Origin of the sequence: Streptomyces sp. NPDC048349 (genome assembly GCF_040651925.1) — a bacterium.
Classification (GTDB): domain Bacteria; phylum Actinomycetota; class Actinomycetes; order Streptomycetales; family Streptomycetaceae; genus Streptomyces.
Window position 1 is genome coordinate 1 of record NZ_JBEZLA010000084.1, and the last position, 26,423, is coordinate 26,423.

The following is a 26,423-nucleotide window of genomic DNA, read 5'->3' on the forward strand; positions in this document are numbered from 1 at the left end:
AAGTACGTCCAGTACGGGGGCATCCGGCCGGCACGCCGAGAGCACGCACCGGACACCGCTCCTTCACCACGGACCTCCGTCAGACACCCCCTAGAACCAGCCCGCGGACCGCTCCCGCCGGTAGGCGCCCGGCGGTACCCCGACGATGCGGGTGAAGTGCCGGTTCAGGTGCGGCTGGTCGGTGAAGCCGACGGCGACGGCCGCCTCGGCGGGCGGGGTCCCCGCATCGAGCAGCCGGCGCGCCCGGCGGACGCGGGCGTCGGTCAGCCAGGTGTGCGGCGGCATCCCGTACCGCTCGCGGAAGGCCCTCAACAGGGCGAACGGGCTCGTCCCCAGCTCGGCCGCGAGCTGTTCCAGGGACGGCGGGCCGGCCATCCGGTCCTCCAGGACGGCCCGTGCCCGCTCGGCGTCGGCGCTTCCCGCGCGGCGGGGCGTACGGGCCGGCAGCGGGCCGGCGTGGCGGCTGAGCATGCGCGCCACCACCCCCCGCAGCAGCGTGTCGGCGGCCAGCGCGTTCCCGGCCTCGGCGGCCCGGTGGACCTCGGCGATCGCCCGGGAGCCCTGCGCGTCGGCGACCATGTCGGCGGTGAAGCCGGGGGTCCCGCGCAGCATGCCGATCTCCGCGGCGACCTCGGAGATCAGGTCGCGGGAGGGGTAGAGGGTGGCGTATGCCCAGCCCTCGGGCACGCCGGCCCGCGCGGTGTGCGCCACCTCGGGGTTGATCAGGACCACGCTGCCCGGCCCGGCCCGCACGGTGCCGCCGGGAAGGCCGATCTCCTCGATTCCGCCGGTGACGGCCGCGATGACGTACCCGTCGTGGGCGTGGCGCGGGAAGGTGTGGCGGACGTAGTGGGCGCGCAGCAGGTCCAGCCCGGGCAGCTGCGGGTACTGCCAGTGCCGGGCCCATTCCCGGCGCCCCTCGTCCGTCCCCATCACCCCATTCTGCGCCCGGCCGGAGGGGCTGTCCCTGCAGGTCCGGCCCGTTGTCAGTGCCGGGGTGCACGATGGGGGCATGTCCGGCTCCGCGCTCGCCTCGTTCTCCCCCGCGACCCGCTCCTGGTTCACGGGGGCCTTCGTCACGCCCACCTCCGCGCAGGAAGGCGCCTGGCGGGCGATCGGGCAGGGCTCCGACGTGCTGGTCGTGGCGCCCACCGGCTCCGGCAAGACGCTGGCGGCCTTCCTCGCGGCCCTCGACAGGCTCGCCTCCACCCCGCCGCCTGCCGAGGCGAGGAAGCGGTGCCGCGTGCTGTACGTGTCGCCGCTGAAGGCCCTGGCCGTGGACGTGGAGCGGAACCTGCGCAGCCCGCTGACCGGGATCCGCCAGGAGTCCGTGCGCCTGGGCCTGCCCGAGCCCGAGATCCGGGTGGGGATCCGCTCGGGCGACACCCCGCCCGCCGAGCGCCGGGCGCTGGTCACCCGCCCGCCCGACATCCTCATCACCACGCCCGAGTCGCTGTTCCTGATGCTGACCTCGGCCGCCCGGGAGGCCCTCGCCGGGATCGAGACCGTGATCCTGGACGAGGTGCACGCGGTGGCCGGGACGAAGCGCGGCGCGCACCTGGCCCTGTCCCTGGAGCGGCTGGACGAGCTGCTGCCGCGTCCCGCGCGCCGGATCGGGCTGTCGGCGACGGTGCGGCCGGTGGACGAGGTGGCCCGGTACCTCGCGCCGCGCGGCCGGGTGGAGATCGTGCAGCCGCCGTCGGACAAGGAGTTCGACCTGTCGGTGGTCGTCCCCGTGCAGGACATGGGCGAGTTGGGCGGCTCTCCCGCCACCGAGGGCCGGGAGGGCGGGGACAAGCCCTCCATCTGGCCGCATGTGGAGGAGCGGATCGCGGACCTGGTGCAGGCGCACCGCTCCACGATCGTGTTCGCCAACTCCCGCCGCCTCGCCGAGCGGCTGTGCAACCGGCTGAACGAGATCGCGTACGAGCGCGCCATGGGCGAGGCGCTCCCGGAGGGCGCCCCTCCGGCGGAGGTCATGGCCCAGTCGGGCGCCGCCCAGGGCGCCCCGCCGCTGCTGGCGCGGGCGCATCACGGGTCGGTGTCCAAGGAGCAGCGGGCCCTGGTGGAGGAGGACCTGAAGGCGGGCCGGCTGCCCGCCGTGGTCGCCACCTCCAGCCTGGAGCTGGGCATCGACATGGGCGCGGTGGACCTGGTGGTGCAGGTGGAGTCGCCGCCGTCGGTGGCCTCCGGGCTCCAGCGGGTGGGCCGCGCCGGGCACCAGGTGGGCGCGGTCTCCACCGGTGTGGTCTTCCCCAAGTACCGGGGCGACCTGGTGCAGGCGGCCGTGGTCACCGAGCGGATGCGCACCGGCTCCATCGAGTCCCTGCGCATCCCGTCGAATCCCCTGGACGTCCTGGCGCAGCAGCTGGTCGCGATGGTCGCGATGGACACCTGGCAGCTGGACGACCTCCTGGCGCTGGTCCGCCGGGCGGCTCCGTTCGCCGCGCTTCCCGAGTCGGCGTTCACCGCGGTGCTGGACATGCTCGCGGGCCGCTACCCGTCGGACGCGTTCGCCGAGCTCAGACCGAGGGTGGTGTGGGACCGGGTGGCGGGTACGATCACCGGCCGCCCCGGCGCCCAGCGCCTCGCGGTGACCTCCGGCGGCACCATTCCCGACCGCGGTCTCTTCGGGGTCTTCCTCGCCGGATCGGACCCCAAGAAGGGCGGCGGCCGGGTCGGGGAGCTCGACGAGGAGATGGTCTACGAGTCCCGCGTCGGGGACGTGTTCACCCTCGGCACCACTTCGTGGCGGATCGAGGACATCACCCGCGACCGGGTCCTGGTGACCCCGGCGCCCGGGGTGCCGGGCCGGCTTCCGTTCTGGAAGGGCGACCAGCTGGGCCGCCCGCTCGAACTGGGCCGCGCGGTCGGCGCGTTCCTGCGCGAGCTCGGCGGGCTGGGCGACGAAGACGCCCGGCTGCGGCTGCTGGCGGCCGGTCTGGACGCGTGGGCGGCGGAGAACGTCATGGCGTACCTCTCCGAACAGCGCGAGGCGTGCGGTCATGTGCCGGACGACCGGACCATCGTCGTCGAGCGGTTCCGCGACGAGCTCGGCGACTGGCGGGTCGTCGTGCACTCCCCCTTCGGTGCCCAGGTGCACGCCCCGTGGGCGCTGGCGCTGGGCGCCCGTCTCGCCGAGAAGTACGGCATGGACGCGCAGGTCATGCACGCCGACGACGGGATCGTGCTGCGCCTGCCGGACGCCGACCTGCTGTCCATGGACCTGCTGGACCACGACCCCGCCGCCCCGGCGCCCTTCGAGTTCGACGACGAACAGGCTCCGCTCGGCGCGGCCGATGTCGCCTTCGACCACGGTGACGTCAACCAGCTGGTGACCGATCAGGTCGGCGGCTCGGCGCTCTTCGCCTCCCGGTTCCGCGAGTGCGCGGCCCGCGCCCTGCTGCTGCCGCGGCGCAGTCCCGGCAAGCGCACCCCGCTGTGGCAGCAGCGCCAGCGCGCTTCGCAACTGCTCCAGGTGGCCTCGGAGTTCGGCTCGTTCCCGATCGTGCTGGAAGCCGTACGCGAATGCCTCCAGGACGTCTTCGACGTGCCCGGCCTGACGGAGCTGATGGCCGACATCGAGGCCCGCCGGGTCCGCCTGGTCGAGGTGACCACGCCCGAGCCCTCGCCGTTCGCGCGTTCCCTCCTGTTCGGTTACGTCGCCCAGTTCCTCTACGAGGGCGACTCGCCCCTCGCCGAGCGCAGAGCGGCGGCGCTGTCGCTGGACTCCCGTCTGCTGGCGGAGCTGCTGGGCCAGGCGGAGCTGCGCGAACTGCTCGACGCGCAGGTGCTGGAGGAGCTGGAGGGGGAGCTGCAGTGGCTCACCGAGGACCGGCGGGCCAAGGACGTCGAGTCGGTGGCCGACCTGCTGCGCCTGCTGGGGCCGCTGACCGGGGCCGAGCTGGCCGAGCGCGGGGCGGAGCCCGGCTGGGCGCCGGAGCTGGCCTCGGCGCGCCGGGCCATCCGGGTCCGGATCGGCGGCGCGGACCACTGGGCGGCGATCGAGGACGCGGGCCGGCTGCGCGACGCGCTGGGCACGGCGCTGCCGGTCGGCGTCCCGGAGGCCTTCACCGAGCCGGTCAAGGACCCCCTGGGCGATCTTCTGGCCCGGTACGCCCGCACGCACGGGCCGTTCACCACGGCTGCCGTCGCCGCCCGCTTCGGTCTGGGCCCGGCAGTGACCGAGGGCGCCCTGCACCGGCTGGCGGCGGCCGGAAGGGTCGTCGAGGGCGAGTTCCATCCGGCGGGCATCGGCCGGGAATGGTGCGACGCGACGGTGTTGCGCAGGCTCCGCCGCCGTTCCCTGGCCGCGCTGCGCCAGGAGCTGGAACCGGTCCCCCCGGCCTCGCTGGCCACCTTCCTGCCGCAGTGGCAGCACCTGGGCGGCGCCCTGCGCGGCATCGACGGCCTGGCCCGGGCCGTGGAGCAGCTGCAGGGCGCCCCGGTCCCGGCCTCGGCGCTGGAACGGCTGATCCTGCCGTCGCGGGTCAGCGGCTACACCCCCGGCCTGCTGGACGAGCTGACCACGGCGGGCGAGGTGGTCTGGGCGGGCGCCGGAGCCCTGCCGGGCAAGGACGGCTGGATCTCCCTGTACCTGGCGGACGCGGCTCCGCTGCTCCTGCCCCCGCCCCACCCGCTGGAGCTCGGCCCCGTCCACCAGGCTGTGCTGGATTCCCTCTCGGGCGGATACGGCCTGTTCTTCCGCCAGATCGCCGAGTCGGTGCGGGCCGCGTTCCCCGAGGCGTCCGACCTCGCGCTCTCCGAGGCGGTGTGGGACCTGGCCTGGTCGGGGCGGCTGACCAACGACAGCCTGAGCCCGCTGCGGTCCCTGCTCGGCTCGGGCCGCACGGCCGGCTCGACCGCTCACCGGGCGCGGCGTACGGTCCCGCGCGGCCGGTACGGCACGCTCAGCGCCTCCGTGTCCCGCACGGGTCCGCCGACGGTGTCGGGCCGCTGGTCCCTTCTGCCGTCCCAGGCCCCCGATCCGACCCACCGGGCCCACGCCCTCGCCCGGACCCTGCTGGACCGGCACGGGGTGGTGACCCGGGGCGCGGTCGCCGCGGAGGGGGTGGAGGGCGGCTTCAGCGCGGTCTACCGCGTCCTGTCGGCCTTCGAGGACAGCGGCCAGGCCCGCCGGGGCTACGTGGTCGAGGGGCTGGGCGCGGCCCAGTTCGCCATGGACGGGGCGGTGGACCGGCTGCGGGCCGCCGAGCGGACCCCGCCCCCGCTGGCGGCGGTGGTCCTGGCCGCGGCCGATCCGGCGAACGCGTACGGGGCGGCGCTGCCCTGGCCGGAGCCGCCTGCCGGGGCCACGCACAAGCCGGGCCGCAAGGCGGGCTCGCTGGTGGTCCTGGTCGACGGCGAGCTCGTCCTGTACCTGGAGCGCGGCGGCAAGACCCTGCTGGCCTGGGCGGAGCCCGGCGATCCGCGTCTGGAGGCAGCCGTCGGCGCCCTGGCGGCCGCTTCGCGTGCGGGCACCCTGCCGGCGTTGACGGTGGAGCGCATCAACGTCTCCCCGTCGCTGACTTCGCCGCTGGGCCGGGCCCTCGAGGGGGCGGGTTTCCACGCCACCCCGAGGGGGCTGCGGCTGCGGCACTGATCAGCGGATCACCTTCATCCCGAAGCGCGCGCCGCCGAGTGCGAACTGGATCGCGCTGTGCATGTGGGCGTACATCTCCATGCCGCGGGAGGAGACGATCGGGCCGAGGTCGAGCACGTCCTGCCAGCCGTAGGCCCTCAGCACCTCGGTGACCTGCTGTTTGGCTCCCTCGTCCTCGCCCGCGATGAACATCGTGTGCTCGCCGCCGCCGACGCCCTGCGGGTTCACGACGGTCTCCTGCTCCTGAGTGACGCCCGCCTTGACCACGTGGGCCCGGGGCAGGGCCCGCTGGATGCGTTCGCCGAGGCTGTCGCAGTCCACCGGGTCGAGGGCCGGCATGACGCCCCAGGGGGTGGGCCACGGGTGGGCCCGCTCCGGGTTGTAGATGTACGGAACGGCGTAGTCCATGACGGTCTTGCCGGCCAGGTGCTCGCCGATGCCGCTCAGGACCCGTACGGCGTTGGCCCCGTCGATGCCGTTGATGACGAAGTCGGCGCCGTCCGCGGCGCCGGCGAAGTTCATGACGTCGATGCCGGGGTAGTCGGCGAGCCACTGCCCGAAGGGTTCGATGCCCATGAAGTCGGGCTCGGTCCGCCCGAGCGTGGCCTCCGAGTCGCGCGTGCCGACGACCACCTCGTGGCCGAGTTCCACGAGCCGGGCGGCGTGGGCGCGGCCACCGCCGCCGGTGCCGAGGACGGCGATCCTCATGCGCAGGCTCCGTTCTCGCCCAGGTCCACGTCCACGGTCCAGCCGAAGGCTTCGGTGGAGAGGCGGCGGGCGCCGTCGTGCGCCTCGTGGGGGACGGTGACGTCCGCCGGGTTCAGGGGGTGCGCTGGTGTCATCTTCTGTCTCCTTCGGTCCCCCCGGGCGACTGCGAACAACCCGTCCACCGTAACATCAGTACGGACGTCCGTACCAATAGACTTGTGCGAGAGTGAACCGCACCCGGGAAGGAGCCTGACCGCCGTGACCGAGAAAGCCCGCAGGACCCGCCGACACGACCCGAACCGGCGGGAGCGGATCGCCGAAGTGGCCGAGGAGCTCATCGCCGAGCGGGGGCTGGAAGGACTGACGCACCGGGCCATCGCCGAGCGGGCGGACGTGTCCCTCAGCTCGACGACCTACCACTTCGCCGACCGCGAGGCACTGATCCGCGCCGCCCTGGAACGGGCCTCCGACCGGTTCGCGGGCTTCGTCAGCCAATGGGCCGAAGACCTGGCCACGGCCACCCCGGAGCGGATCGCGGAAGCCCTGGCGGACAGCGTGCTGAGCTGCCTCGGCGAGGGGCGCACCCGGGCCGTGGTCGAGTACGAGCTCCACGTCGCCGCCCTGCGCCGCCCCGAACTGCGCGAGAGCGCGAGCCGCCCCGCCCAGGCGAGCACCGCCGCGATGACCCCGATCGTCGGCCCCGCCATCGCTGCGACCATCCCCCCGCTGATGACCGGCCTGTGCCTGCACGCGATGACCGCCCCGACCCCGCCGACCCGCACCGAGGTCCTGCTCGTCCTGCGCCAGGCCCTGGGGCTGACCGGCTCCTGAAGCCCCCCGCCCCCGTCCCGGCGGGACAATGGCGGCATGCCCGAAGGAGACAGCGTCCGGCGCGCGGCGAGCCGCCTGCACACCGCCCTCGCCGGCAAGCCCCTCACCCGCAGCGACCTGCGCGTCCCCCGCTTCGCCACGGCAGACCTCACCGGCCGCACCACGCTCGACGTCACCCCGCGCGGAAAGCACCTCCTCGCCCGGTTCGAGGGCGGCCTCACCCTGCACAGTCACCTGCGCATGGACGGTGCCTGGCACGTCTTCCCCGCGGGCGCGAAGTGGCGCGGCGGCCCCGTCCACGAGATCCGGGCGATCCTCGGCACCGCCGACCACACCGCCGTCGGCTACCGCCTCCCCGTCCTGGAACTGATCCGCACCGCCGACGAGGACCAGGCCGTGGGACACCTCGGCCCCGACCTCCTCGGCCCCGACTGGGATCCGGACCGGGCCGCCGCCAACCTCCTCGCCGCCCCCGAGCGCCCCCTCGGCGAGGCCCTGCTCGACCAGCGCAACCTCGCCGGGATCGGCAACATCTACAAGGCCGAGCTCTGCTTCCTGGCCGGCGTCACCCCGTGGACCCCGGTCGGCGCCCTCCCCGACGCCGTCCTGCCCCGCCTGGCCGCCGCGGCCCACCGCCTCCTCGCCGCGAACACCGGCGACCGGCCGGGCCCCCGCAACACCACCGGCAGCCGCCGCCCCGGCCAGGACCTCTTCGTGTACGGCCGCAAGCACCGCCCCTGCCTGCGCTGCGGCACCCCGATCCGCGAGGCACCCCAGGACGACCGCCCCACCTACTGGTGCCCCCGCTGCCAATCGGGCCCGACCGGCTAGTTGACGACCCGTCAGATCCGCTCGTACGGTCCCGGCATGCCCACACCCACAGCCTCGTACGACCTCACCGGCCGCACCGCCCTGATCACCGGCGCGGCGAGCGGCATAGGCCGCGCCACCGCCCTCCTCCTCGCCGGGGCCGGCGCCCACGTGCACTGCGCGGACCGCGACGGACAGGGCCTCGCCGAGACGGCCGCCCTCGTGGCCAAGGCCGGCGGCGCCGCGACCGTCCACGCCCTCGACGTGACCGACCGGACCGCCCTGCGCGCCGCCGTCACCGCCGCCGGCCCGCTCGACATCGCTGCGGCGATCGCCGGGGTCATGCACACCAGCAGTGTCCTGGAGACCGCTGACGAGGACCTCGACCGGATCTGGGACATCAACTTCAAGGGGGTCCTGCGCACCTGCCAGGAAGCCGCCCGCTCCATGATCGCAGCGGGTCGCCCCGGCTCGATCGTCACGATGGCCTCGGGGGCCGTGGACGCCGCCCAGCCGGGCCTGCTGTGCTACAGCGCGGCCAAGGCCGCCGTCGTCCAGCTGACCAAGACGCTCGCCACCGAGGCCGGCCCGCACGGCATCCGCGTCAACGCCGTCGCCCCGGGCTGGATCCGCACCCCCATGACCGGCCGGCACGGCGCCGAGGTCCAGGAGCGGACCGAGGCGGCGATGGTCCGCATGTCACCGCTGCGCCGGGTCGGCGAGCCCGAGGACATCGCCCAGGCCGTGCTCTACCTGGCCTCGGACGCCTCGTCCTTCACGACGGGCCAGATCCTGCGCCCGAACGGCGGAGTGTCGATGCCCTGGTAGCCTCCGCGGCCCCCGCGGTCCTGCGGCGCACCGGGTCGGGAACGCAGTGGACGGGCAGCAACCCCAGCCCCCAGCCCCCCACGGCCACCGCACCCTCCACGGGCCCGGACTCCGCGGGCGCCAGGGCCAGCCGGAGCACGGCCCACCACCACAGCACCCCCACCGCCAACGCGAGGGCTGTCAGTAACGGCCGCACGGCTACCTCCCAGGGGCCGGAGCCCGGACCGCACCATCGTCCCGCACCCGTCCCGGACCCGCACCCAGAACGGCCGGGAGCCCCGTCCGGTGCCTGACGCACCGGCCGGGGCTCCGGCCACACTCATACGCTCACGTACTCGCTCACGCGGCTACGACATTCACCGCTTCCGCAGGCGCCTTGATGGTCACCCGCTCCGGTCCGGCCGTGACCGAGGCCATGGAGACCGAATTGAGCATCGGGCGGACCGGTACGCTCACCGGTTCGCTTGCCGCGGCCGACTGTGCCAGCTCGGCCAGCGACAGTTCATCGCTGACTTCGCGCATCAGCTCGGACATCCGTACGTCCAACGCGTCGCAGATCGCGGAGAGCAGCTCGGAGGATGCCTCCTTCTGCCCCCGCTCCACCTCGGAGAGATAGCCGAGCGAAACTCGGGCCGACGAGGAGACTTCGCGCAGAGTACGGCCCTGGCGCTGGCGCTGCCGACGCAGCACGTCACCCAGCAGGCGACGGAGCAGAATCATCGGTGGCTCCCTCCTCTGACCGTGTAGCCGCATCCTTCACGCCCCACCGTACCGCCTCGCGCCGCGGCCGTGCGGGGAGCGATGTCGTGTTCACTCAGGGCTGCAAACATCAAATCCCCCCGTTCTGTTCCGTATCCTGCCCCCGCGCATTCTCACGGAGTTGGCTTGAGAGAAGTTCGAGCACTGTCCGTGCACTCTCCCTACGGATTTCCGCCCGGGAGCCGTTCAACCTCAGCCGGGCCGTTTTCCTGACCTCCGGGCCCTCCACGGCGACGAAAACCGTGCCCACCGGCTGCCCGTCCTGCGGGTCGGGGCCGGCCACCCCGGTGGTCGCGATCCCCCACGAAGCGCCCATCACTCCCCGCACCCCCGCGGCCATCTCCGCGGCGACCTGCGCGTTCACCGCGCCCTGCGCCGCCAGCAGGCCGGCGTCCACCCCGAGGACCCGGTGCTTGAGCTCCGTCGCGTACGCCGTCACCGAGCCGCGGAAGGAGCGCGAGGCCCCCGGAACCGCGGTGAGCTCCGCGGCCACCATGCCGCCGGTCAGGGATTCGGCGACGGCGAGGGTCTGGTCACGCTCCGCGAGCAGCCGCAACACCTGCGCAGCCACCCCGGCCACTCCAGTCGCTCCAGCCGCCCCGGACGCGTCCACCGCCTCCGCAGAGCCCCCCGTCGTGTCCGTCACCGCGCGGCCCGCTCCGCGGCCAGCCCCCTGCGGCGCAGGACGACGGCCTGCCGGATGTAGTCCAGTCCGGTGACCACCGTCAGCACGACGGCGAGGGCCATCACCCAGAAGCGCAAGGTCGCCAGCGGGCCGGTCAGCGCGAGCACGTACATGCCCACGGCCGTGCCCTGCGCCAGGGTCTTCAGCTTGCCGCCCCGGCTGGCCGGAATCACTCCGTAGCGGATCACCCAGAACCGCAGGAGCGTGATCCCGAGCTCGCGCCCGAGGATCACCCCGGTCACCCACCACGGCAGGTCGCCGAGCCAGGACAGGCAGACCAGAGCCGACCCCATGATCGCCTTGTCGGCGATGGGGTCGGCGATCTTGCCGAAGTCCGTGACCAGGTTGTACGTCCGGGCCAGGTGCCCGTCGAAGATGTCCGTGATCATGGCGACGGCGAACGCCGCCCACGCCCAGGCCCGCCAGGCCGGGTCGTAGCCGCCCTCGGCGAGCAGCAGGAAGACGAAGCCCGGCACCAGCACGAGCCGGATCATCGTCAGGATGTTGGCGATGTTCCACAGGCTGGCCTGATTGACCGCGGCGGTTCCCAGCTTCGCGCCGGGCGCCGGCCGGCGGCCGGTCCCGCCCGCCGCAGATGCCGGGACTCCGGTCATCCGGCCGCCTCCTCGAGATCCGTGCCCAGGGGCTCGGCCACCAGGTCCACACCCAGGGTGCCGACCACCTTCGCCGTGACGATACGCCCGGGGACCAGGCCGGCGCCGTCCGTGAAGACGACCTGCCCGTCGGTTTCCGGGGCCTGGTGGGCGGCGCGCCCGTAGGCGCCCTCGCCGTCCTCCGCCTCGTCGAGCGGGACGACCGTCTCGACGAGTACCTCCAGCGTCTCTCCGATCCGCTCCTCCGCGCGCTGCGAGGTGAGCTCCTCGGCGAGCCGCTGCATGTGGGCGAGCCGCTCGGCGATCGTGTCCTCGTCCAGCTTGTTCTCGTACGTGACGGCCTCGGTGCCGTCCTCGTCGGAGTAGCCGAAGACGCCGATGGCATCGAGGCGCGCATGGGTGAGGAAACGCTCCAGCTCGGCGAAGTCCGACTCCTTCTCGCCGGGGAAGCCGACGATGAAGTTGGACCGGACGCCGGCCTGCGGGGCCTTGCCACGGATGGTGTCCAGCAGCTCCAGGAACCGGTCGGTGTCCCCGAAGCGGCGCATGGCGCGCAGCACGTCGGGGGCCGAGTGCTGGAAGGACAGGTCGAAGTACGGCACGACCTTGGGGGTCGAGGTCAGGACGTCGATCAGACCGGGCCGCATCTCGGCCGGCTGGAGGTAGCTGACGCGGACGCGCTCGATGCCGTCGACCTCGGCCAGCTCCGGCAGCAGGGTCTCCAGCAGGCGGATGTCGCCGAGGTCCTTGCCGTAAGAGGTGTTGTTCTCGGAGACCAGCATGATCTCCTTGACGCCCTGCTCGGCGAGCCAGCGGGTCTCGCCCAGCACGTCGCTGGGGCGGCGGGAGATGAACGAGCCGCGGAACGAGGGGATGGCGCAGAAGGAGCAGCGCCGGTCGCAGCCCGAGGCCAGCTTGACCGAGGCCACGGGGCTCTTGTCGAGGCGGCGGCGCAGGGGCGCGCGCGGCCCGGAGGCGGGCGCGAGCCCCTCGGGCAGGTCGGCGGGGGCCTCGGAGACCGGCTCCTGGGCGTGGCCCGGGAGCGCGACCTCGGCGTCCTGGCGCTGCGCCGGGCTGATCGGCAGCAGCTTGCGCCGGTCGCGCGGGGTGTGGGAGGCGTGGATGCCGCCGTTGAGGATGGTCTGAAGACGGTCGGAGATGTCGGCGTAGTCGTCGAAGCCGAGCACGCCGTCCGCCTCGGGGAGCGCTTCGGCGAGTTCCTTGCCGTAGCGCTCGGCCATACAGCCGACGGCGACGACGGCCTGCGTCTTGCCGTGGTCCTTCAGATCATTGGCTTCGAGCAGGGCGTCTACGGAGTCCTTTTTGGCGGCTTCGACGAATCCGCAGGTGTTGACGACGGCGACGTCCGCATCGGCGGCGTCCTCGACGAGCTCCCAGCCATCCGCCGCCAAGCGGCCTGCGAGCTCCTCCGAGTCCACCTCGTTACGGGCGCAGCCAAGAGTGACAAGGGCGACGGTACGGCGTTCGGGCATGGACTCAAGACTACTTCGTCCCGGCGCCGGCCCCCGCCCCACGCCCCCTCACGACAAGATCCCCGGGGCCTGCGGCAGGTACCGCACAGCGCCCCGGGGATCCGGATCAAAGCGTTCCGCCCTAGGGCGGCCTCGGGTCAGCCCGCCTGGGGCTGTTCCTGGAGGGGGTCTTCCCTGGTGTATGTGAGACGTTCCACCTGGCCCGGCTGGAAGTCGTCCTTGATCTCCTTGCCGTTCACGAAGAGCTTCACGGCCCCGGCGTCGCCGAGCACGAGGTCGACGGACTCCTTGTCCGTGAAGGTCTTGGACTCGCCCTGGGACAGGGTGCCGTCGAACAGCAGCCGGCCGTTGTGGTCCTTGGCCGAGATCCAGCTCTCGCCGGTGTCGGCCGTCAGGACGACCGTGACGAGGTCCTTGGGCGCGGCGGCGATCGCGCTGTCGGTGGGCTCCGGCTTGGGCGCCGGCGGCGTCTGCTGGGGCTGTGCGGCCGGCTTGCCGCCGCTCTGCTTGGGAGCCGGCTTGGGGGCGGCGGAACCTTCCGCCACCGGCTTCTTGGCGTTGTCGTCGCCGCCGCTGAAGGCGGTGAAGCCCACGAAGCCGATCACGGCGACGATGGCGGCGACCATGGCGGCGGTCCAGTTGGGCCGCTGCCGCTCGGGGCGGAGGCGCTCGGCCTCGAACATCGGCGCGGCGGGGGTGGGTGCCGGCCGGCCGCCGTGGGCCGCGTCGTAGCTCTCGACCAGGGGTACCGGATCGAGGTGCACGGCGCGGGCGAGCGTACGGATGTGGCCGCGGGCGTAGACGTCGCCGCCGCAGCGCGTGAAGTCGTCCTCTTCGATCGCGTGCACGATCGGGATGCGCACGCGGGTGCTGGAGCTGACCTCGTCGACGGTGAGCCCGGCGGCGATCCGGGCCTTCTTGAGAGCCGTCCCGATGGACGGTCCTTCGACGGAGTGTTCGACGATGCGGTCCTCGGACCGGTCGTCGGTCGAAGGCCGCTCTTCTTCGGGGGAGTTGGCGTTGCCGATGGACACGAGGGCGCCTTTCGAGCGTGTAGCCACCTGCTGGATGTCCAGTCTAGGGGGGTGACGAAAGGGTGGAGCAACCGGAGGGTGCACTTCCTACGCCATCCGAATGGCGAGGAGGGTTCCGCCCGGTGCGGCGGCTCTGCGCCGTGCGCGATGCCTGCGCGGTGCCGCCTCCTCCCTTCAACTGGACGCGAGCCCAGGGGAAACGGTTGCCCGCGATATCCCGGGTAATTCCCTGTGGTCCGGCGGCCTCATGCCGGGGTCTCCCCGCGGATGACGGCGAGGACCGCGTCCAGCTCGTCGGCCTTCAGCAGCACGTCACGGGCCTTGGAGCCCTCGCTCGGTCCGACGATGCCGCGCGACTCCATGAGGTCCATGAGTCGGCCGGCCTTGGCGAAGCCCACCCGCAGCTTGCGCTGGAGCATCGACGTGGAGCCGAACTGCGTGGAGACGACCAGCTCGGCCGCCTGGCACAGCAGGTCCAGGTCGTCGCCGATCTCCTCGTCGATCTCCTTCTTCTGCTTCTGCCCGACCGTGACGTCGTCCCGGAAGACGGGCGCCATCTGGTCCTTGCAGTGCTGGACGATCCCGGCGATCTCGTCCTCGGTGACGAAGGCTCCCTGGAGCCGGACCGGCTTGTTCGCGCCCATCGGCAGGAACAGCCCGTCGCCCTTGCCGATCAGCTTCTCGGCGCCCGGCTGGTCCAGGATGACCCGGCTGTCGGCGAGCGAGGAGGTGGCGAAGGCCAGGCGCGAGGGCACGTTCGCCTTGATCAGGCCGGTGACCACGTCCACGGAGGGCCGCTGGGTCGCCAGCACCAGGTGGATGCCGGCCGCTCGGGCCAGCTGCGTGATGCGGACGATCGAGTCCTCCACGTCCCGCGGGGCCACCATCATCAGGTCGGCGAGCTCGTCGACGATCACCAGCAGGTACGGGTACGGGCTGAGCTCGCGCTCGCTGCCCGGCGGCAGTGTGATCTTGCCGTCCCGGATGGCCTGGTTGAAGTCGTCGATGTGCCGGAATCCGAAGGCGGCCAGGTCGTCGTAGCGCAGGTCCATCTCGCGCACGACCCACTGGAGCGCCTCCGCGGCCCGCTTGGGGTTGGTGATGATCGGCGTGATCAGGTGCGGGATGCCCTCGTACGCCGTCAGCTCCACCCGCTTGGGGTCCACCAGCACCATCCGGACGTCCTCGGGGGTCGCCCGGACCATGATCGAGGTGATCAGGCAGTTGATGCAGGAGGACTTTCCGGAACCGGTGGCGCCGGCGACCAGCACGTGCGGCATCTTCGCGAGGTTGGCCATGACGTAGCCGCCCTCGACGTCCTTGCCCAGCGCGACCAGCATCGGGTGGTCGTCCTCGGCCGCGTCCGCCAGCCGCAGGACGTCGCCCAGGTTGACCATCTCGCGGTCGGTGTTGGGGATCTCGATGCCGACGGCGGACTTGCCCGGGATCGGGCTGATGATCCGCACGTCGGGCGAGGCCACGGCGTACGCGATGTTCTTGGCCAGCGCCGTGATCCGCTCGACCTTCACCGCCGCGCCGAGCGTCACCTCGTAGCGGGTGACCGTCGGACCGCGGGTGAAACCGGTGACCTGCGCGTCGACCTTGAACTCGGTGAACACGTTCGTCAGCGAGGCGACCACCGCGTCGTTGGCGGCGCTGCGGGTCTTGCCCGGCCCGCCGCGCTCGAGGAGGTCCAGCGAGGGCAGCGCGTAGGTGATGTCCCCGCGCAGCTGGAGCTGCTCGGCGCGCGGGGGCAGGGCCTGGGTCTGCGGCGGGGCCTTGGTCAGGTCCGGTACCGCCAGCGTCCCGGAGGCGGCTGCGGTGGTGTCGTGCGGACCGCCCGCCGCCTCGCCTCCGGCCGCCGCAGCGGCCGGCGCCGCCGGGCGCGGTACGGGACGCTCCTCGCGGGCAGGGGGCACCGGAGCGGTGCTCTCCACGCCCTCGCGCTCGACGGAGATCCCCTGGGTGAGGTCGGCGACCAGCGGGGAGGGCGGCAGTCCGCCATAGACCACCCCGTCCAGGGCGGCGGCGGCCGCCGCGGCCACGTCGACGGCGTCCATCTCCCGGTCCATGGCCGGCCGGGGCGTGGACCGCCGCGGCCTGCGCCGCCGGGCGAGGGCCTCCTCCTCGGCGGCGTCCGCCGGGTCGGCGGGGTCCTGCCCGGCCCCGGCACGGGCCCGCCAGCGCTCCGGATCGTGCCGGTCGCCGGCGCCCTCGCGCTCGCCGTAGCCCTCGTCGTACGCGTTCGGCGCGATGATCCCGAGCCGGATCCCGAGCCGCCGCAGCCGCTCCGGGATCGCGTTGACCGGGGTCGCGGTGACCACGAGCAGCCCGAAGACCGTCAGGAGCACCAGCATGGGCACGGCCAGCGGCGCGCCCATGGTGAAGATCAGCGGCTTGGAGGCACCCCAGCCGATGAGACCGCCCGCGTTCTGCATGGCGGTGGTGCCCTCGTCCCGGCCCGGCGCCCCGCAGGCGATGTGGACCAGCCCCAGCACGCCGATGGCCAGGGCGGAGAGCCCGATGCCGATGCGGCCGTTGGCGTCGGTCTGCTCGGGATGGCGGATGAAACGTACCGCCATGACGCCGAGCAGGATCGGCACGAGCAGATCCAGTCGTCCGAAGGCACCGGTGACCAGCATCGTGACCAGGTCCCCGACGGGACCGGTCAGGTTCGACCAGGTTCCGGCGGCGACGATCAGCGCGAGGGCGAGCAGGAGCAGCGCGAGGCCGTCCTTGCGGTGCGCCGGATCGAGGTTCTTCGCGCCCTGGCCGATCCCGCGGAACACGGCGCCCACCGCGTGCGCGCAGCCGAGCCACAGGGCGCGCACCAGCCGCACGACACCCCCGGTCGGCGACGGGGCGGGCTTCGGCGCGACCTTCTTGACCGGGGCGCGCCGGGCGGCCACGGCCTTCTTCGCGGGGGGCTTGCGCGCGGCAGCCGCCTTCTTCGCCGGCGCCGGGGTACGGCCGGTGCGGCCCTTCGCGGTGCCCGCACTGCTCGGGGAACCCTTGCCGGACGTACGTGAGGCCATGGGCCCGAGATTACCGGTGACCACGGCAGTGGACACGCGTGCCCACCCCTTCACCCGTTCGTGTCGCCCGTTCCGGAGGCGCTTTGACGCACCACCAGACCTGACGCACCACCAGGCGGGGCTCCTCTCAGCCCTGTACCGGCAGTACGGCTCCCCCGCCGGCCCCCGGTTCCAGGGCGTCCAGCGCCCGCCGCAGCCCGGTCAGCTTGCGCTCCAGATGGGCGGCGGTCGCCACCACCGCCGCCTCGGCCGAATCCTCGCCGAGCTGCTTGGTCAACGCCTCGGCCTGCTCCTCGACCGCGGCGAGGCGTGCGGAGAGCTCGGCCAGCAGGCCGGCCGTCTCCTTTCCGGCGTCCACGCCGTCCGCACCGCCGCCCTCCAGCTGGAGCCGCAGCAGCGCCGCCTGCTCGCGCAGCTGGCAGTTCTTCGTATACAGCTCGACGAACACCGAGACCTTGGCCCGCAGCACCCACGGGTCGAAGGGCTTGGAGATGTAGTCCACCGCGCCGGCCGCGTACCCGCGGAAGGTGTGGTGCGGACCGTGGTTGATCGCGGTGAGGAAGATGATCGGGATGTCCCGGGTCCGCTCCCGCCGCTTGATGTGCGCGGCCGTTTCGAATCCGTCCATTCCCGGCATCTGCACGTCCAGCAGGATGACCGCGAAATCGTCCGTCAGCAGCGCTTTGAGCGCTTCCTCCCCCGACGACGCCCGGACCAGTGTCTGATCGAGCGCGGAGAGGATGGCCTCCAGCGCCAGCAGATTCTCCGGCCGGTCGTCGACCAGGAGGATCTTGGCCTTCTGCACCATGCCCTGTCCTCCTCGCCCCGGCATGGGGCCTCCCCGGCTCCGGGCTCCGGCCTGTGCGCCGGGCCCCGCCCCAGAGGACGGCATCCTTGCGCCGTCCGTCCTTGTGCCGGTCATCGTAGCCCCAGTCCCGAGATCGCCACACCCTGTCACCAAGATGTCACTGTGCACGAAGCAGAAACGTAGTGGGGGAGCAGAAGGTTCCCCGTCCTGGGCCCTCCCACACCGGTTCGGGCACAGTCCGTCGGCAATTGTCCTGAGCCCGCTCGCCCGGTGATCACTTCCCGCGCATCCACTGCTCCATCACCGACAGCAGGTAGTCGGGGTCGACCGGCTTGGTGACGTAGTCGGAAGCACCGGAGTCGATCGCCTTCTCCCGGTCCCCCTTCATCGCCTTCGCCGTCAGCGCGATGATCGGCAGCCCCGCGAACTGCGGCATCCGCCGGATCGCCGACGTCGTCGCGTACCCGTCCATCTCCGGCATCATGATGTCCATCAGCACGACCGTCACGTCGTCGTGCTGCTCCAGGACCTCGATGCCCTCCCGGCCGTTCTCCGCGTACAGCACCGCCAGCCCGTGCTGCTCCAGCACGCTGGTCAGCGCGAAGACGTTGCGCACGTCGTCGTCCACGATGAGCACCTTCTCGCCGTGGAAGTCGTACGTCCGCGGCGCGACCGGAAGCGCCTCTTCAGCGCTGCCCCAGCCGTCCTCGGCCCCCGTCGCACCCGGCTGCCCGGGCACCGCCGTACGGGGCTCCAGGTCGCTCAGCGCCTTGCGCCGGCGCCGGAACAGCGCGGCCCCGCCCTGGCCCGGCTCGGCGCCCGGCAGCCCCTGGCGCTCCGCCCGGCCCCCAGCGGACTGCGCCGGAGCGGACGCCACCGGGGCCGCGGGCAGCGCGGGCCGCGCCTCCTCGGCGGGCCTGCGGTAGAGCTCGCCGCGGCTGCCGCCGGGCGTGGGCGGCGCGTACCCCTGCGGGGGCAGCTCGCTCGGGTGCAGCGGCAGGTACAGCGTGAAGGTGGAGCCGCGGCCGGGCTCGCTGGCCGCGTGGATCTCTCCGCCCAGCAGCCGGGCGATCTCCCGGCTGATGGACAGGCCCAGGCCCGTGCCCCCGTACTTGCGGCTGGTCGTCCCGTCGGCCTGCTTGAACGCCTCGAAGATCACCAGCATCTTGCTCGCGGCGATCCCGATCCCGGTGTCGGTCACCGAGAACGCGATCAGGTCCGCGTCGGCCTCCCGCAGCGATCCGGCCTCCAGCAGCTGCTCGCGGATCGCCGCCGGCACATCGGCCCCGGCCGGACGGATCACCAGCTCCACCGCCCCGGTGTCGGTGAACTTCACCGCGTTGGACAGCAGGTTGCGCAGCACCTGGAGCAGCCGCTGCTCGTCGGTGTGCAAGGTGGCCGGCAGCTCCGGGGAGACCCGCACCGAGAAGTCGAGCCCCTTCTCCGCCGTCAGCGGCCGGAAGGTGGCCTCCACGTAGTCCACGAGCTGGACCAGTGCGATCCGCGTCGGCGAGACGTCCATCTTCCCCGCCTCGACCTTCGACAGGTCGAGGATGTCGTTGATCAGCTGGAGCAGGTCCGAACCGGCGCCGTGGATGGTCTCGGCGAACTCCACCTGCTTGCCCGACAGGTTCTCGTCCGCGTTGTCGGCGAGCAGCTTGGCCAGGATCAGCAGCGAGTTGAGCGGGGTGCGCAGCTCGTGCGACATGTTCGCGAGGAACTCGGACTTGTAGCGCATCGACACCGCGAGCTGCTCGGCGCGCTCCTCCAGGACCTGCCGGGCCTCCTCGATCTCGGTGTTCTTCACCTCGATGTCCCGGTTCTGCTGGGCCAGCAGCTCCGCCTTCTCCTCCAGTTCGGCGTTGGCGGCCTGGAGGGCCTTCTGCCGGTTCTCCAGCTCGTCGGAGCGCTCGCGCAGCTGCTCGGTCATCTCCTGCGACTGCTTCAGCAGCATCTCCGTCTTGGAGTTGACGCTGATGGTGTTGACGCTCGTACCGATCATCTCGGCGATCTGGCTGAGGAAGTCCTTCTGGATCTGCGTGAACGGGGTGAAGGACGCCAGCTCGATGACGCCGAGCACCTTCCCCTCGAAGAGCACCGGCAGCACGATCACGTGCGCGGGCGGCGCCTCGCCGAGCCCCGAGGAGATCTTCAGGTAGCCGGGCGGGGTGTTCTCGACCAGGATCGTCCGCTTCTCCTCGGCGACCGTCCCGATCAGCCCCTCCCCCGGCCGGAAGGAGGTCGGCATCTGGCCTCCGGCGTACGCGTAACTCCCGCGCATCCGCAGCTCGTACGAGCCGTCCGTACCGCCCTCCGTACCGATCTCGTTGGTGCCGCCGGCCGGCAGGGCCAGGAAGAAGGCACCGTGCTGCGCGGAGACCACCGGGGTCAGCTCGCTCATGATCAGCGAGGCCACGTCGTCGAGCTCCCGGCGGCCCTGCATCAGCGCGGAGATCCGCGCCAGGTTGCCCTTGAGCCAGTCCTGCTCCTTGTTGGCCAAGGTGGTGTCGCGCAGGTTGACGATCATCGTGTTGATGTTGTCCTGGAGGACCTGGATCTCGCCCGCAGCGTCCACGTCGACCTTCAGGCTGAGGTCGCCGCGGGTCACCGCGGTGGCCACGGCCGCGATCGCGCGCACCTGCCGGGTGAGGTTACCGGCCATCTCGTTCACGGACTCGGTCAGGTCCCGCCAGGTGCCGTCGACGTCCCGGACCCGCGCCTGGCCGCCCAGGATGCCCTCCGTGCCCACCTCGCGGGCCACCCGCGTCACCTGGTCGGCGAACGAGGACAGCTGGTCGACCATCGTGTTGATGGTGGTCTTGAGCTCCAGGATCTCGCCGCGCGCGTCGATGTCGATCTTCTTGGTCATGTCGCCCTTGGCGATGGCGGTCGTGACCATGGCGATCTGCCGCACCTGACCGGTGAGGTTGGAGGCCATGAAGTTCACCGAGTCGGTGAGGTCCTTCCACGTCCCCGAGACGCCCGGTACGTGCGCCTGACCGCCCAGGCGGCCCTCCGTACCCACCTCACGGGCCACGCGCGTGACCTCGTCGGCGAAGGACGACAGGGTCTTCACCATCGTGTTGACGGTGTCGGCGAGCTGCGCGACCTCGCCGCGCGCCTCCACGGTGACCTTCTTCGTCAGGTCGCCGTTGGCCACCGCCGCCGAGACCTGCGCGATCCCGCGCACCTGCGCCGTCAGGTTCCCGGCCATGGTGTTGACGTTGTCGCTGAGGTCCTTCCAGATGCCGGTCACCCCGCGCACCCGCGCCTGGCCGCCGAGGATGCCCTCGGTACCCACCTCGCGCGCCACCCGCGTCACCTGCTCCGCGAACGACGACAGCTGGTCCACCATCGTGTTGACGGTGGTGACGAGTTCGAGGATCTCGCCCTTCGCGTCGACGGTGATCTTCTTCGAGAGGTCGCCCATGGCCACCGCGGTGGTCACCTCGGCGATGTTGCGCACCTGCGACGTCAGGTTGTTCGCCATGAAGTTGACGGACTGGGTCAGGTCCTTCCAGGTGCCGGAGACGCCCTTCACCTCCGCCTGCCCGCCGAGAATGCCCTCGGTCCCCACCTCGCGGGCCACCCGGGTCACCTGCTCCGCGAAGTTCGAGAGCTGGTCGACCATCGTGTTGAGGGTGTTCTTCAGCTCCAGGATCTCGCCCCGGGCGTCCACGTCGATCTTCTGCGACAGGTCACCGCGCGCCACCGCCGTCGCGACCTGCGCGATGTTGCGCACCTGCGAGGTCAGGTTCCCGGCCATGCCGTTCACCGAGTCCGTCAGGTCACGCCACACGCCCGCCACCCCGGGCACCTGCGCCTGGCCGCCGAGCCGGCCCTCGGTACCCACGTCGCGGGCCACCCGGGTCACCTGCTCCGCAAACGCCGACAGCTGGTCGACCATCGTGTTGATGGTGTTCTTCAGCTCCAGGATCTCGCCCCGGGCGTCCACGTCGATCTTCTGCGACAGGTCGCCGCGCGCCACCGCCGTGGTCACCTGGGCGATCTGGCGCACCTGCGAGGTCAGGTTGCCGGCCATGAAGTTGACGGAGTCGGTGAGTTCCTTCCAGGTACCGGAGACCCCCTCGACCCGGGCCTGGCCGCCGAGTCGGCCCTCGGTACCCACGTCCCGCGCCATCCGCGTGACCTGGTCGGCGAAGGACGACAGCTGGTCGACCATCGTGTTCACGGTGTTCTTCAGCTGGAGCATCTCGCCGGAGACGTCCACGGTGACCTTCTGCGACAGGTCGCCGTTGGCCACCGCCGTCGTCACCTGCGCGATGTTGCGGACCTGACCGGTGAGGTTGCGGAAGGCCGTGTTCACCGAATCGGTGAGGTCCTTCCAGGTCCCCGCCGCCCCCGGCACCTGCGCCTGACCGCCCAGCTCACCCTCGACGCCGACCTCACGGGCCACACGCGTCACTTCCGCACCGAAGGACTGGAGCTGGTCCACCATCGTGTTGACGGTGTTCTTCAACTCCAGCATCTCGCCGGCCACGTTGACCGTGACCTTCTGCGACAGGTCGCCGTTGGCCACGGCGGTCGTCACCTGCGCGATGTCCCGCACCTGCGTGGTCAGGTTGCGGAAGACCGTGTTCACCGAATCCGTGAGGTCCTTCCAGGTCCCCGCCGCCCCCGGCACCTGCGCCTGGCCGCCGAGGAGGCCCTTGGCCCCGACCTCGCTGGCCACGCGCGTGACCTCGTCCGCAAAGGTCCGCAGGGTCTCCGTCATCTGATTGATCGTTTCGGCCAGCTGCGCGACCTCACCGCGCGCGCTCACCCGCACCTTCTGCGACAGGTCACCGTTCGCGACCGCCGTCGTCACCTGCGCGATCCCGCGCACCTGGGCCGTCAGATTGCCGGCCATGGTGTTGACGGAATCGGTCAGGTCCTTCCACACACCGGCGACTCCGGGCACCTTCGCCTGACCGCCCAGCTCACCCTCCGTACCCACCTCACGGGCGACGCGGGTCACCTCGGAGGAGAAGGAGGACAGCTGGTCCACCATCGTGTTCACGGTGTTCTTCAGCTGGAGCATCTCGCCGGCCACGTGCACGGTGACCTTGCGCGACAGATCGCCCTTCGCGACCGCCGTCGTGACGAGAGCGATATCACGCACCTGAGCGGTGAGCCGGTATGCCATCGTGTTGACGGAGTCGGTCAGATCCTTCCAGGAACCGGACATTCCGCGCACCTGGGCCTGACCGCCCAGCTTGCCCTCGGTACCCACCTCCAGCGCCACGCGCGTCACCTCGTCGGTGAACGCGGACAGCTGGTCGACCAGGTTGTTGACCGTACGCCCGACCTTCAGGAACTCCCCGCGCAGCGGATGCCCCACCCCGTCCGGGGCCTGCGTCCGCAGATCCATCCGCTGGTCCAGATCACCCTCGGCCACCGCCGACAGCACCCGGCCCACCTCGGACACCGGCCGCGCCAGATCGTCCACCAGCTGGTTCGACGCGTCGATCGCGGCCGCCCAGGAGCCCTCACAGGCACCGGTTTCCAGCCGTTCGCTCAGCTTGCCCTCGCGGCCCACCATCCTGCGGACCCGCGACAGCTCCCCGGTCAGGTGCAGGTTGCGGTCGGCGACCTCGTTGTAGACGGCGGCGATCTCCGCCATCACACCCTCGCCGGATACCGTCAGCCGCTTGCGGAAGTTCCCGTCCCGCATCGACACCAGGGCCGTGAGCAGCCGGTTCAGAGCGGCGGTATCGACCTCGGTCGTGCCGCCGCGCCGGGACCGCCCGCCTTTCGGCCGCGTTCCCGTACGCCGCACCGCTGCGCCAGACTCCACCGTGTCCCTCCCGAAAGGGTCGACCGCTGTTCCACCGGGTTACGAGTGTCCCTGCCCGGCTCTTCAAGCCTGCCCAGTGTTTCACCCCGGCCGAACCCGGCCATAACACTTCGGCACCATCGCACACCCGCCGTACCCTGCGGGTGGAATCCCCCACGACGGCACCATGCCGTCCGCGAAGGTAAGTAACCTGGCACTCGATGTCCAACCGCGTCGAAGGAGACTCGTGATCACGGCACGGGCGGCTGCCAGTTTCGATCCCCTCGGGCGCTCGGTCGCCGCCGCCCGCGCGTTCGTCCGCGACACCCTGCAGGGCTGGGGCTTCGCGGACATCGTCGACGACGCCGTGGTGCTCACCAGCGAGCTCGTCACCAACGCCGTGGTCCACGCCGGAACCCGCGCCGAGGTCCTGTGCCTGCGCTCCGGGGACGGCGTGCGCGTCGAGGTCGCCGACCGCTACCCGGAGCGCGAGCTCCCGCTCCAGCACCCCGGCGAGCGCCCGTACGCCGACCCCGACCGCGAGAACGGCCGCGGCCTCATGCTCTGCGCGGCCCTTGCCACCCGCTGGGGCGTCGAGTACACCGCCACCCACAAACACGTGTGGTTCCGCCTCGACCTCCCAGACCGTCCGGTCGGTACCCGCTCCGCGGGCCCCGTCGTCCCCGACCAGCTGCTCCCCCTCGCCGACAGCAGGGTCCGCGTCGCCGTCCTCCAGATCGACTCCGCAGGTGCCGTCTCCGCCTGGAACGAGGACGCCGAGCACGTCTTCGGCTACCCCGCCGAGAAGGCCGTCGGCCGCCCGCTCGCCGAGCTCGCCGCCTGGCCGCAGACCCCCGGCACCGGCACCGGCATCGCCGAGGCCCTGGCCCTGTCCCGATGGGAGGGCAGTTACGGCATCCGCGGCTCCGACGGCCGCGTCATCCCCGTTTACGCCTCCCACCTCCGGGTACGCGACGCCCATGGCGAGCCCTCGATCGTCTGCCTCCTCGTCCACGACGACGAGCGCGCCCTCCTGCAGACCCCCGCACGGCTCCCGGCCGACGGCGGCCAGCTCACCGAGCCCCGCGCCGCCGACCCCTTCGAAGTCTTCATCGGCTCGCCCGCCCCCGACGACCTCGACGGCCTCCTCCAGCGCACCGTCGAACGGGCCCGCGACCTCCTCGACGCCGACGCCGCCTTCCTGCTGCTCGCCACCGACGACGAAACCGAGCTCGAGGTCCGCGCCACCACCGGCCTGCCCTCCACCCGCCAGCGCTTCGCCCGGGTCCCCGTCGAAGCCGGCACCAACCGGTACGGATCGGCCCGCATGCCCGCCGTCCACGACGACCTCGCCGCCGTGCCCGGCGCCGTCCCGCTCCTGGAGTCCACCGGCATGCGGTCCGTGGTGACCGTCCCCCTCAAGGTCGAAGGCCGGCTCACGGGCTCCCTGGGCGTCGCCGCAGAGGTCCCCGGCCGCTACTCCAACGAAGAAGCCCTGCGCCTCCAGTTCGCCGCCGACCGCATCGCCCTGGCCGTCGAGTCCGCCCGCCTGGGCGAGCTCGAGCGCCTGCGCCGCGGCTCGCTCTCCTTCCTCGTCGAGGCCTCCGACCTGCTCGCCGGCACCCTCGACCGGGACCAGACCCTGGCCCTCATGGCCCAGATGACCGTCCCCACCCTGGCGACCTGGTGCGCCGTCTACACCATCGCCGACCAGTCCTCGGACCCCTACCTCTCCTACGTCCTGCACGAGGACGAGGAGCGCATTGACGGCCTCAAGGCCCTGCTCTCCCGGGTCAGCCCGCCCGAACCCGTCCGCGGAGCGAGCTCCCGCCCCTGGCCGGAGGCAGCCCTCGCGGTCGGCGGCGAAACCGTCGTCCTCCCGCTCATGGCCCGCAACCGCGTGATCGGCATGCTCACCCTCGGCAAGCCCAGCGAGGAGCACTTCCGCCAGGAGATCCTCGAACTCGCCGAGGACCTCTCCCGACGGGCCGCCCTCGCCCTCGACAACGCCCGTCTGTACTCCGAGCGCACCGCCATCAGCCGCTCCCTCCAGCGCAGCCTGCTGCCGCCCGGCTCCCCCGCGATCCCCGGCATGGAGGTCGAGGTCATCTACCGCGCGGCGGGCGAGGGCAACGAGGTGGGCGGCGACTTCTACGACGTCTTCCCGATCCGCGACGGCGCGTACGGCTTCGCCATCGGCGACGTCTGCGGTACCGGCCCCGAGGCGGCCGCGGTCACCGGCCTGGCCCGCCACGCCCTGCGCCTCCTGGCCCGCGAGGGCCTGGGCGGACCCGCCGTCCTCGAACGCCTGAACGCGGCGATCCTCGACGAGGGCGCCCGCAGCCGCTTCCTCACCCTCCTGTACGGCGAGCTGCACCCCCAGCCCGAAGGCGGCGCCCTGATGAAGGTCGTCTGCGCCGGCCACCCCCTCCCGCTGCGCCTGCGGCCGAACGGCGAGGTGGTTCCGGCCGCCGACCCCCAGCCCCTGCTGGGCGTGATCGACGACCTCGATCTCTACGAGCAGACGCTGACCCTCGACCCGGGCGATGTCCTGCTGTGCGTCACCGACGGCGTGACCGAGCGCCGCGAGGGCCCCCGCATGCTGGGCGACGACGGCTTGGCCGAGGTCCTCACCACCTGCACGGGTCTGACCGCGGGCGCGGTCGCCTCCCGCGTCCTGCGCGCGGTGGAACGCTTCGCAGCCGAACCCGCCTCGGACGACATGGCCATCCTGGCCTTCCGCGTCCCGCAGCAGCGCGAGGGCGACTGAGGACGCCGCGTCCCTGCGCCTTACCGGCGCGGCCTTGCCGACAGGATCATGAAGGACGGGGCGGCCATCTCGGTGGCCGGCTGCAGCCTGTCGTTGCGGACCTGGGCGCTGGCCTGTTCCGTTGCGGTGACCGGGTGGACGGGCGTGGACGTGGACCGGGCGTCGGCATCGGCCGGCACGGGCGGCACGCCCTTCGAAACGAGCCGTCGGATCCCTGCGATGCTCATGCGACGTCCCCTTCCACCAGGGCCTGCACGATCCTCAGAGCGAGGCGTCGAATCCTTGCGATGGTCATGAGCGGGTCCTTCCGTAGCTCGAGGGCTCGGGGTGCGGGTGCGGCGAGAAGGCTGTGTGCCTCCCGTTCCGTCGTCCCTGATCCCATTGCGCCCCGCGCCACGCCCCTGGTCACGCCCCGGAAAGTCGGGGCTTGACAGCAGCCCCCGTTCCCCCTAGAACGCAAAAAAGGCCCCCGCCACGAGGCGGGGGCCTTTCTCATTGGAGCCCTTTAACGGAATCGAACCGTTGACCTTCTCCTTACCATGGAGACGCTCTACCGACTGAGCTAAAAGGGCGGGTTGTTCGGCGGCGTCCTACTCTCCCACAGGGTCCCCCCTGCAGTACCATCGGCGCTGAAAGGCTTAGCTTCCGGGTTCGGAATGTAACCGGGCGT

The 26,423-nt window shown here is 72.2% G+C and carries 18 protein-coding genes, 1 tRNA gene and 1 rRNA gene; 5 read left to right on the forward strand and 15 right to left on the reverse strand.

From position 1 onward, the window contains the following. Nucleotides 1-90: 90 nt before the first annotated feature. On the reverse strand, nucleotides 91-933 hold the full coding sequence (locus AB0D44_RS31010; protein ID WP_362597141.1) for an AraC family transcriptional regulator: 843 nt from the start codon (nucleotides 931-933) through the stop codon (nucleotides 91-93). 79 nt (nucleotides 934-1,012) lie between these two features. On the opposite strand from AB0D44_RS31010, the gene AB0D44_RS31015 reads away from it, so the two are divergent. After that, on the forward strand, nucleotides 1,013-5,602 hold the full coding sequence (locus tag AB0D44_RS31015) for an ATP-dependent helicase (protein WP_362597144.1): 4,590 nt from the start codon (nucleotides 1,013-1,015) through the stop codon (nucleotides 5,600-5,602). Here AB0D44_RS31015 and AB0D44_RS31020 read toward each other — a convergent pair whose 3' ends face one another. Together AB0D44_RS31020 and AB0D44_RS31025 are read right to left on the reverse strand one after the other, a co-directional pair. Further along, nucleotides 5,603-6,310, reverse strand: a complete 708-nt coding sequence (locus AB0D44_RS31020) for an NAD(P)-binding domain-containing protein (RefSeq protein WP_362597146.1) — start codon at nucleotides 6,308-6,310, stop codon at nucleotides 5,603-5,605. It lies immediately after the preceding gene. Further along, nucleotides 6,307-6,444 carry a hypothetical protein gene (locus AB0D44_RS31025; RefSeq protein WP_362597149.1) on the reverse strand — a complete coding sequence of 46 codons (138 nt, stop codon included), beginning with the start codon at nucleotides 6,442-6,444 and terminating at the stop codon, nucleotides 6,307-6,309. The genes AB0D44_RS31020 and AB0D44_RS31025 overlap by 4 nt, the downstream gene beginning before the upstream one ends. Nucleotides 6,445-6,568: 124 nt before the next feature. Between AB0D44_RS31025 and AB0D44_RS31030 the strand changes: the two genes are divergently transcribed. Genes AB0D44_RS31030 through AB0D44_RS31040 form a run of 3 tightly spaced genes read left to right on the forward strand, consistent with a single transcriptional unit; the run spans nucleotide 6,569 to nucleotide 8,779 of the window. Further along, a complete protein-coding gene (locus AB0D44_RS31030; protein WP_362597152.1) occupies nucleotides 6,569-7,141 on the forward strand; it encodes a TetR family transcriptional regulator in 573 nt (190 codons plus the stop codon). 36 nt (nucleotides 7,142-7,177) lie between these two features. Beyond that, complete coding sequence (locus AB0D44_RS31035; protein WP_362597155.1) at nucleotides 7,178-7,972, forward strand: DNA-formamidopyrimidine glycosylase family protein; 795 nt, start codon at nucleotides 7,178-7,180, stop codon at nucleotides 7,970-7,972. Between the two features lie 36 nt (nucleotides 7,973-8,008). After that, complete coding sequence (locus AB0D44_RS31040; RefSeq protein WP_362597158.1) at nucleotides 8,009-8,779, forward strand: SDR family NAD(P)-dependent oxidoreductase; 771 nt, start codon at nucleotides 8,009-8,011, stop codon at nucleotides 8,777-8,779. On the opposite strand, the gene AB0D44_RS31045 is transcribed toward AB0D44_RS31040, so the two are convergent. From AB0D44_RS31045 to AB0D44_RS31085, 9 genes are all read right to left on the reverse strand, one after another. Then, nucleotides 8,727-8,975: a hypothetical protein gene (locus tag AB0D44_RS31045; RefSeq protein ID WP_362597161.1), complete on the reverse strand. Its 249-nt coding sequence runs from the start codon at nucleotides 8,973-8,975 to the stop codon at nucleotides 8,727-8,729. The genes AB0D44_RS31040 and AB0D44_RS31045 overlap by 53 nt on opposite strands. A 143-nt stretch (nucleotides 8,976-9,118) precedes the next feature. After that, the gene (locus tag AB0D44_RS31050; protein WP_069922226.1) at nucleotides 9,119-9,499 is read right to left on the reverse strand and encodes a helix-turn-helix transcriptional regulator; all 381 of its coding nucleotides are present in this window, start codon (nucleotides 9,497-9,499) and stop codon (nucleotides 9,119-9,121) included. Nucleotides 9,500-9,608: 109 nt separating this feature from the next. Continuing rightward, nucleotides 9,609-10,118 (reverse strand): CinA family protein, encoded by a 510-nt coding sequence (locus AB0D44_RS31055; protein WP_362597163.1) that lies wholly within the window; start codon nucleotides 10,116-10,118, stop codon nucleotides 9,609-9,611. A 62-nt stretch (nucleotides 10,119-10,180) separates the two neighbouring features. Then, nucleotides 10,181-10,837 (reverse strand): CDP-diacylglycerol--glycerol-3-phosphate 3-phosphatidyltransferase, encoded by a 657-nt coding sequence (gene pgsA, locus AB0D44_RS31060; RefSeq protein ID WP_362597166.1) that lies wholly within the window; start codon nucleotides 10,835-10,837, stop codon nucleotides 10,181-10,183. Continuing rightward, nucleotides 10,834-12,330 carry a 30S ribosomal protein S12 methylthiotransferase RimO gene (rimO, locus tag AB0D44_RS31065; RefSeq protein WP_362597169.1) on the reverse strand — a complete coding sequence of 499 codons (1,497 nt, stop codon included), beginning with the start codon at nucleotides 12,328-12,330 and terminating at the stop codon, nucleotides 10,834-10,836. Before rimO ends, pgsA begins: the two co-directional genes overlap by 4 nt. A 137-nt stretch (nucleotides 12,331-12,467) precedes the next feature. Then, the gene (locus AB0D44_RS31070; RefSeq protein ID WP_362597171.1) at nucleotides 12,468-13,364 is read right to left on the reverse strand and encodes a RodZ domain-containing protein; all 897 of its coding nucleotides are present in this window, start codon (nucleotides 13,362-13,364) and stop codon (nucleotides 12,468-12,470) included. Nucleotides 13,365-13,609: 245 nt separating this feature from the next. Further along, nucleotides 13,610-16,399: a DNA translocase FtsK gene (locus tag AB0D44_RS31075; RefSeq protein WP_362597174.1), complete on the reverse strand. Its 2,790-nt coding sequence runs from the start codon at nucleotides 16,397-16,399 to the stop codon at nucleotides 13,610-13,612. A gap of 127 nt (nucleotides 16,400-16,526) precedes the next feature. Then, on the reverse strand, nucleotides 16,527-17,207 hold the full coding sequence (locus AB0D44_RS31080) for a response regulator (RefSeq protein ID WP_362597177.1): 681 nt from the start codon (nucleotides 17,205-17,207) through the stop codon (nucleotides 16,527-16,529). Between the two features lie 274 nt (nucleotides 17,208-17,481). Beyond that, nucleotides 17,482-23,004: a HAMP domain-containing protein gene (locus AB0D44_RS31085; protein WP_362597180.1), complete on the reverse strand. Its 5,523-nt coding sequence runs from the start codon at nucleotides 23,002-23,004 to the stop codon at nucleotides 17,482-17,484. A 166-nt stretch (nucleotides 23,005-23,170) separates the two neighbouring features. Between AB0D44_RS31085 and AB0D44_RS31090 the strand changes: the two genes are divergently transcribed. Then, entirely contained in the window at nucleotides 23,171-25,753 is a 2,583-nt protein-coding gene (locus tag AB0D44_RS31090; protein ID WP_362597183.1) for a SpoIIE family protein phosphatase, read from the forward strand. A 20-nt stretch (nucleotides 25,754-25,773) separates the two neighbouring features. Here the strand turns inward: AB0D44_RS31090 and AB0D44_RS31095 are convergent, their stop codons facing one another. From AB0D44_RS31095 to rrf, 3 genes are all read right to left on the reverse strand, one after another. After that, nucleotides 25,774-25,980 (reverse strand): hypothetical protein, encoded by a 207-nt coding sequence (locus AB0D44_RS31095; RefSeq protein ID WP_362597186.1) that lies wholly within the window; start codon nucleotides 25,978-25,980, stop codon nucleotides 25,774-25,776. A gap of 269 nt (nucleotides 25,981-26,249) precedes the next feature. Then, nucleotides 26,250-26,325: transfer RNA gene (locus AB0D44_RS31100), tRNA-Thr, on the reverse strand. Between the two features lie 5 nt (nucleotides 26,326-26,330). Then, nucleotides 26,331-26,423 (reverse strand): 5S ribosomal RNA (gene rrf / locus AB0D44_RS31105); the annotation flags it as partial.

What these genes read in the sequence shown, in the direction of transcription:
- AB0D44_RS31080 (WP_362597177.1), bottom strand. Translation starts at nt 17,207, where the DNA reads ATGGTGCAGAAGGCCAAGATCCTCCTGGTCGACGACCGGCCGGAGAAT.
- AB0D44_RS31025 (WP_362597149.1), bottom strand. Translation starts at nt 6,444, where the DNA reads ATGACACCAGCGCACCCCCTGAACCCGGCGGACGTCACCGTCCCCCAC.
- pgsA (WP_362597166.1), bottom strand. Translation starts at nt 10,837, where the DNA reads ATGACCGGAGTCCCGGCATCTGCGGCGGGCGGGACCGGCCGCCGGCCG.
- AB0D44_RS31035 (WP_362597155.1), top strand. Translation starts at nt 7,178, where the DNA reads ATGCCCGAAGGAGACAGCGTCCGGCGCGCGGCGAGCCGCCTGCACACC.
- AB0D44_RS31090 (WP_362597183.1), top strand. Translation starts at nt 23,171, where the DNA reads ATGCCGTCCGCGAAGGTAAGTAACCTGGCACTCGATGTCCAACCGCGT.
- AB0D44_RS31050 (WP_069922226.1), bottom strand. Translation starts at nt 9,499, where the DNA reads ATGATTCTGCTCCGTCGCCTGCTGGGTGACGTGCTGCGTCGGCAGCGC.
- AB0D44_RS31075 (WP_362597174.1), bottom strand. Translation starts at nt 16,399, where the DNA reads ATGGCCTCACGTACGTCCGGCAAGGGTTCCCCGAGCAGTGCGGGCACC.
- AB0D44_RS31010 (WP_362597141.1), bottom strand. Translation starts at nt 933, where the DNA reads ATGGGGACGGACGAGGGGCGCCGGGAATGGGCCCGGCACTGGCAGTAC.
- AB0D44_RS31020 (WP_362597146.1), bottom strand. Translation starts at nt 6,310, where the DNA reads ATGAGGATCGCCGTCCTCGGCACCGGCGGCGGTGGCCGCGCCCACGCC.
- AB0D44_RS31015 (WP_362597144.1), top strand. Translation starts at nt 1,013, where the DNA reads ATGTCCGGCTCCGCGCTCGCCTCGTTCTCCCCCGCGACCCGCTCCTGG.
- AB0D44_RS31040 (WP_362597158.1), top strand. Translation starts at nt 8,009, where the DNA reads ATGCCCACACCCACAGCCTCGTACGACCTCACCGGCCGCACCGCCCTG.
- AB0D44_RS31095 (WP_362597186.1), bottom strand. Translation starts at nt 25,980, where the DNA reads ATGAGCATCGCAGGGATCCGACGGCTCGTTTCGAAGGGCGTGCCGCCC.
- rimO (WP_362597169.1), bottom strand. Translation starts at nt 12,330, where the DNA reads ATGCCCGAACGCCGTACCGTCGCCCTTGTCACTCTTGGCTGCGCCCGT.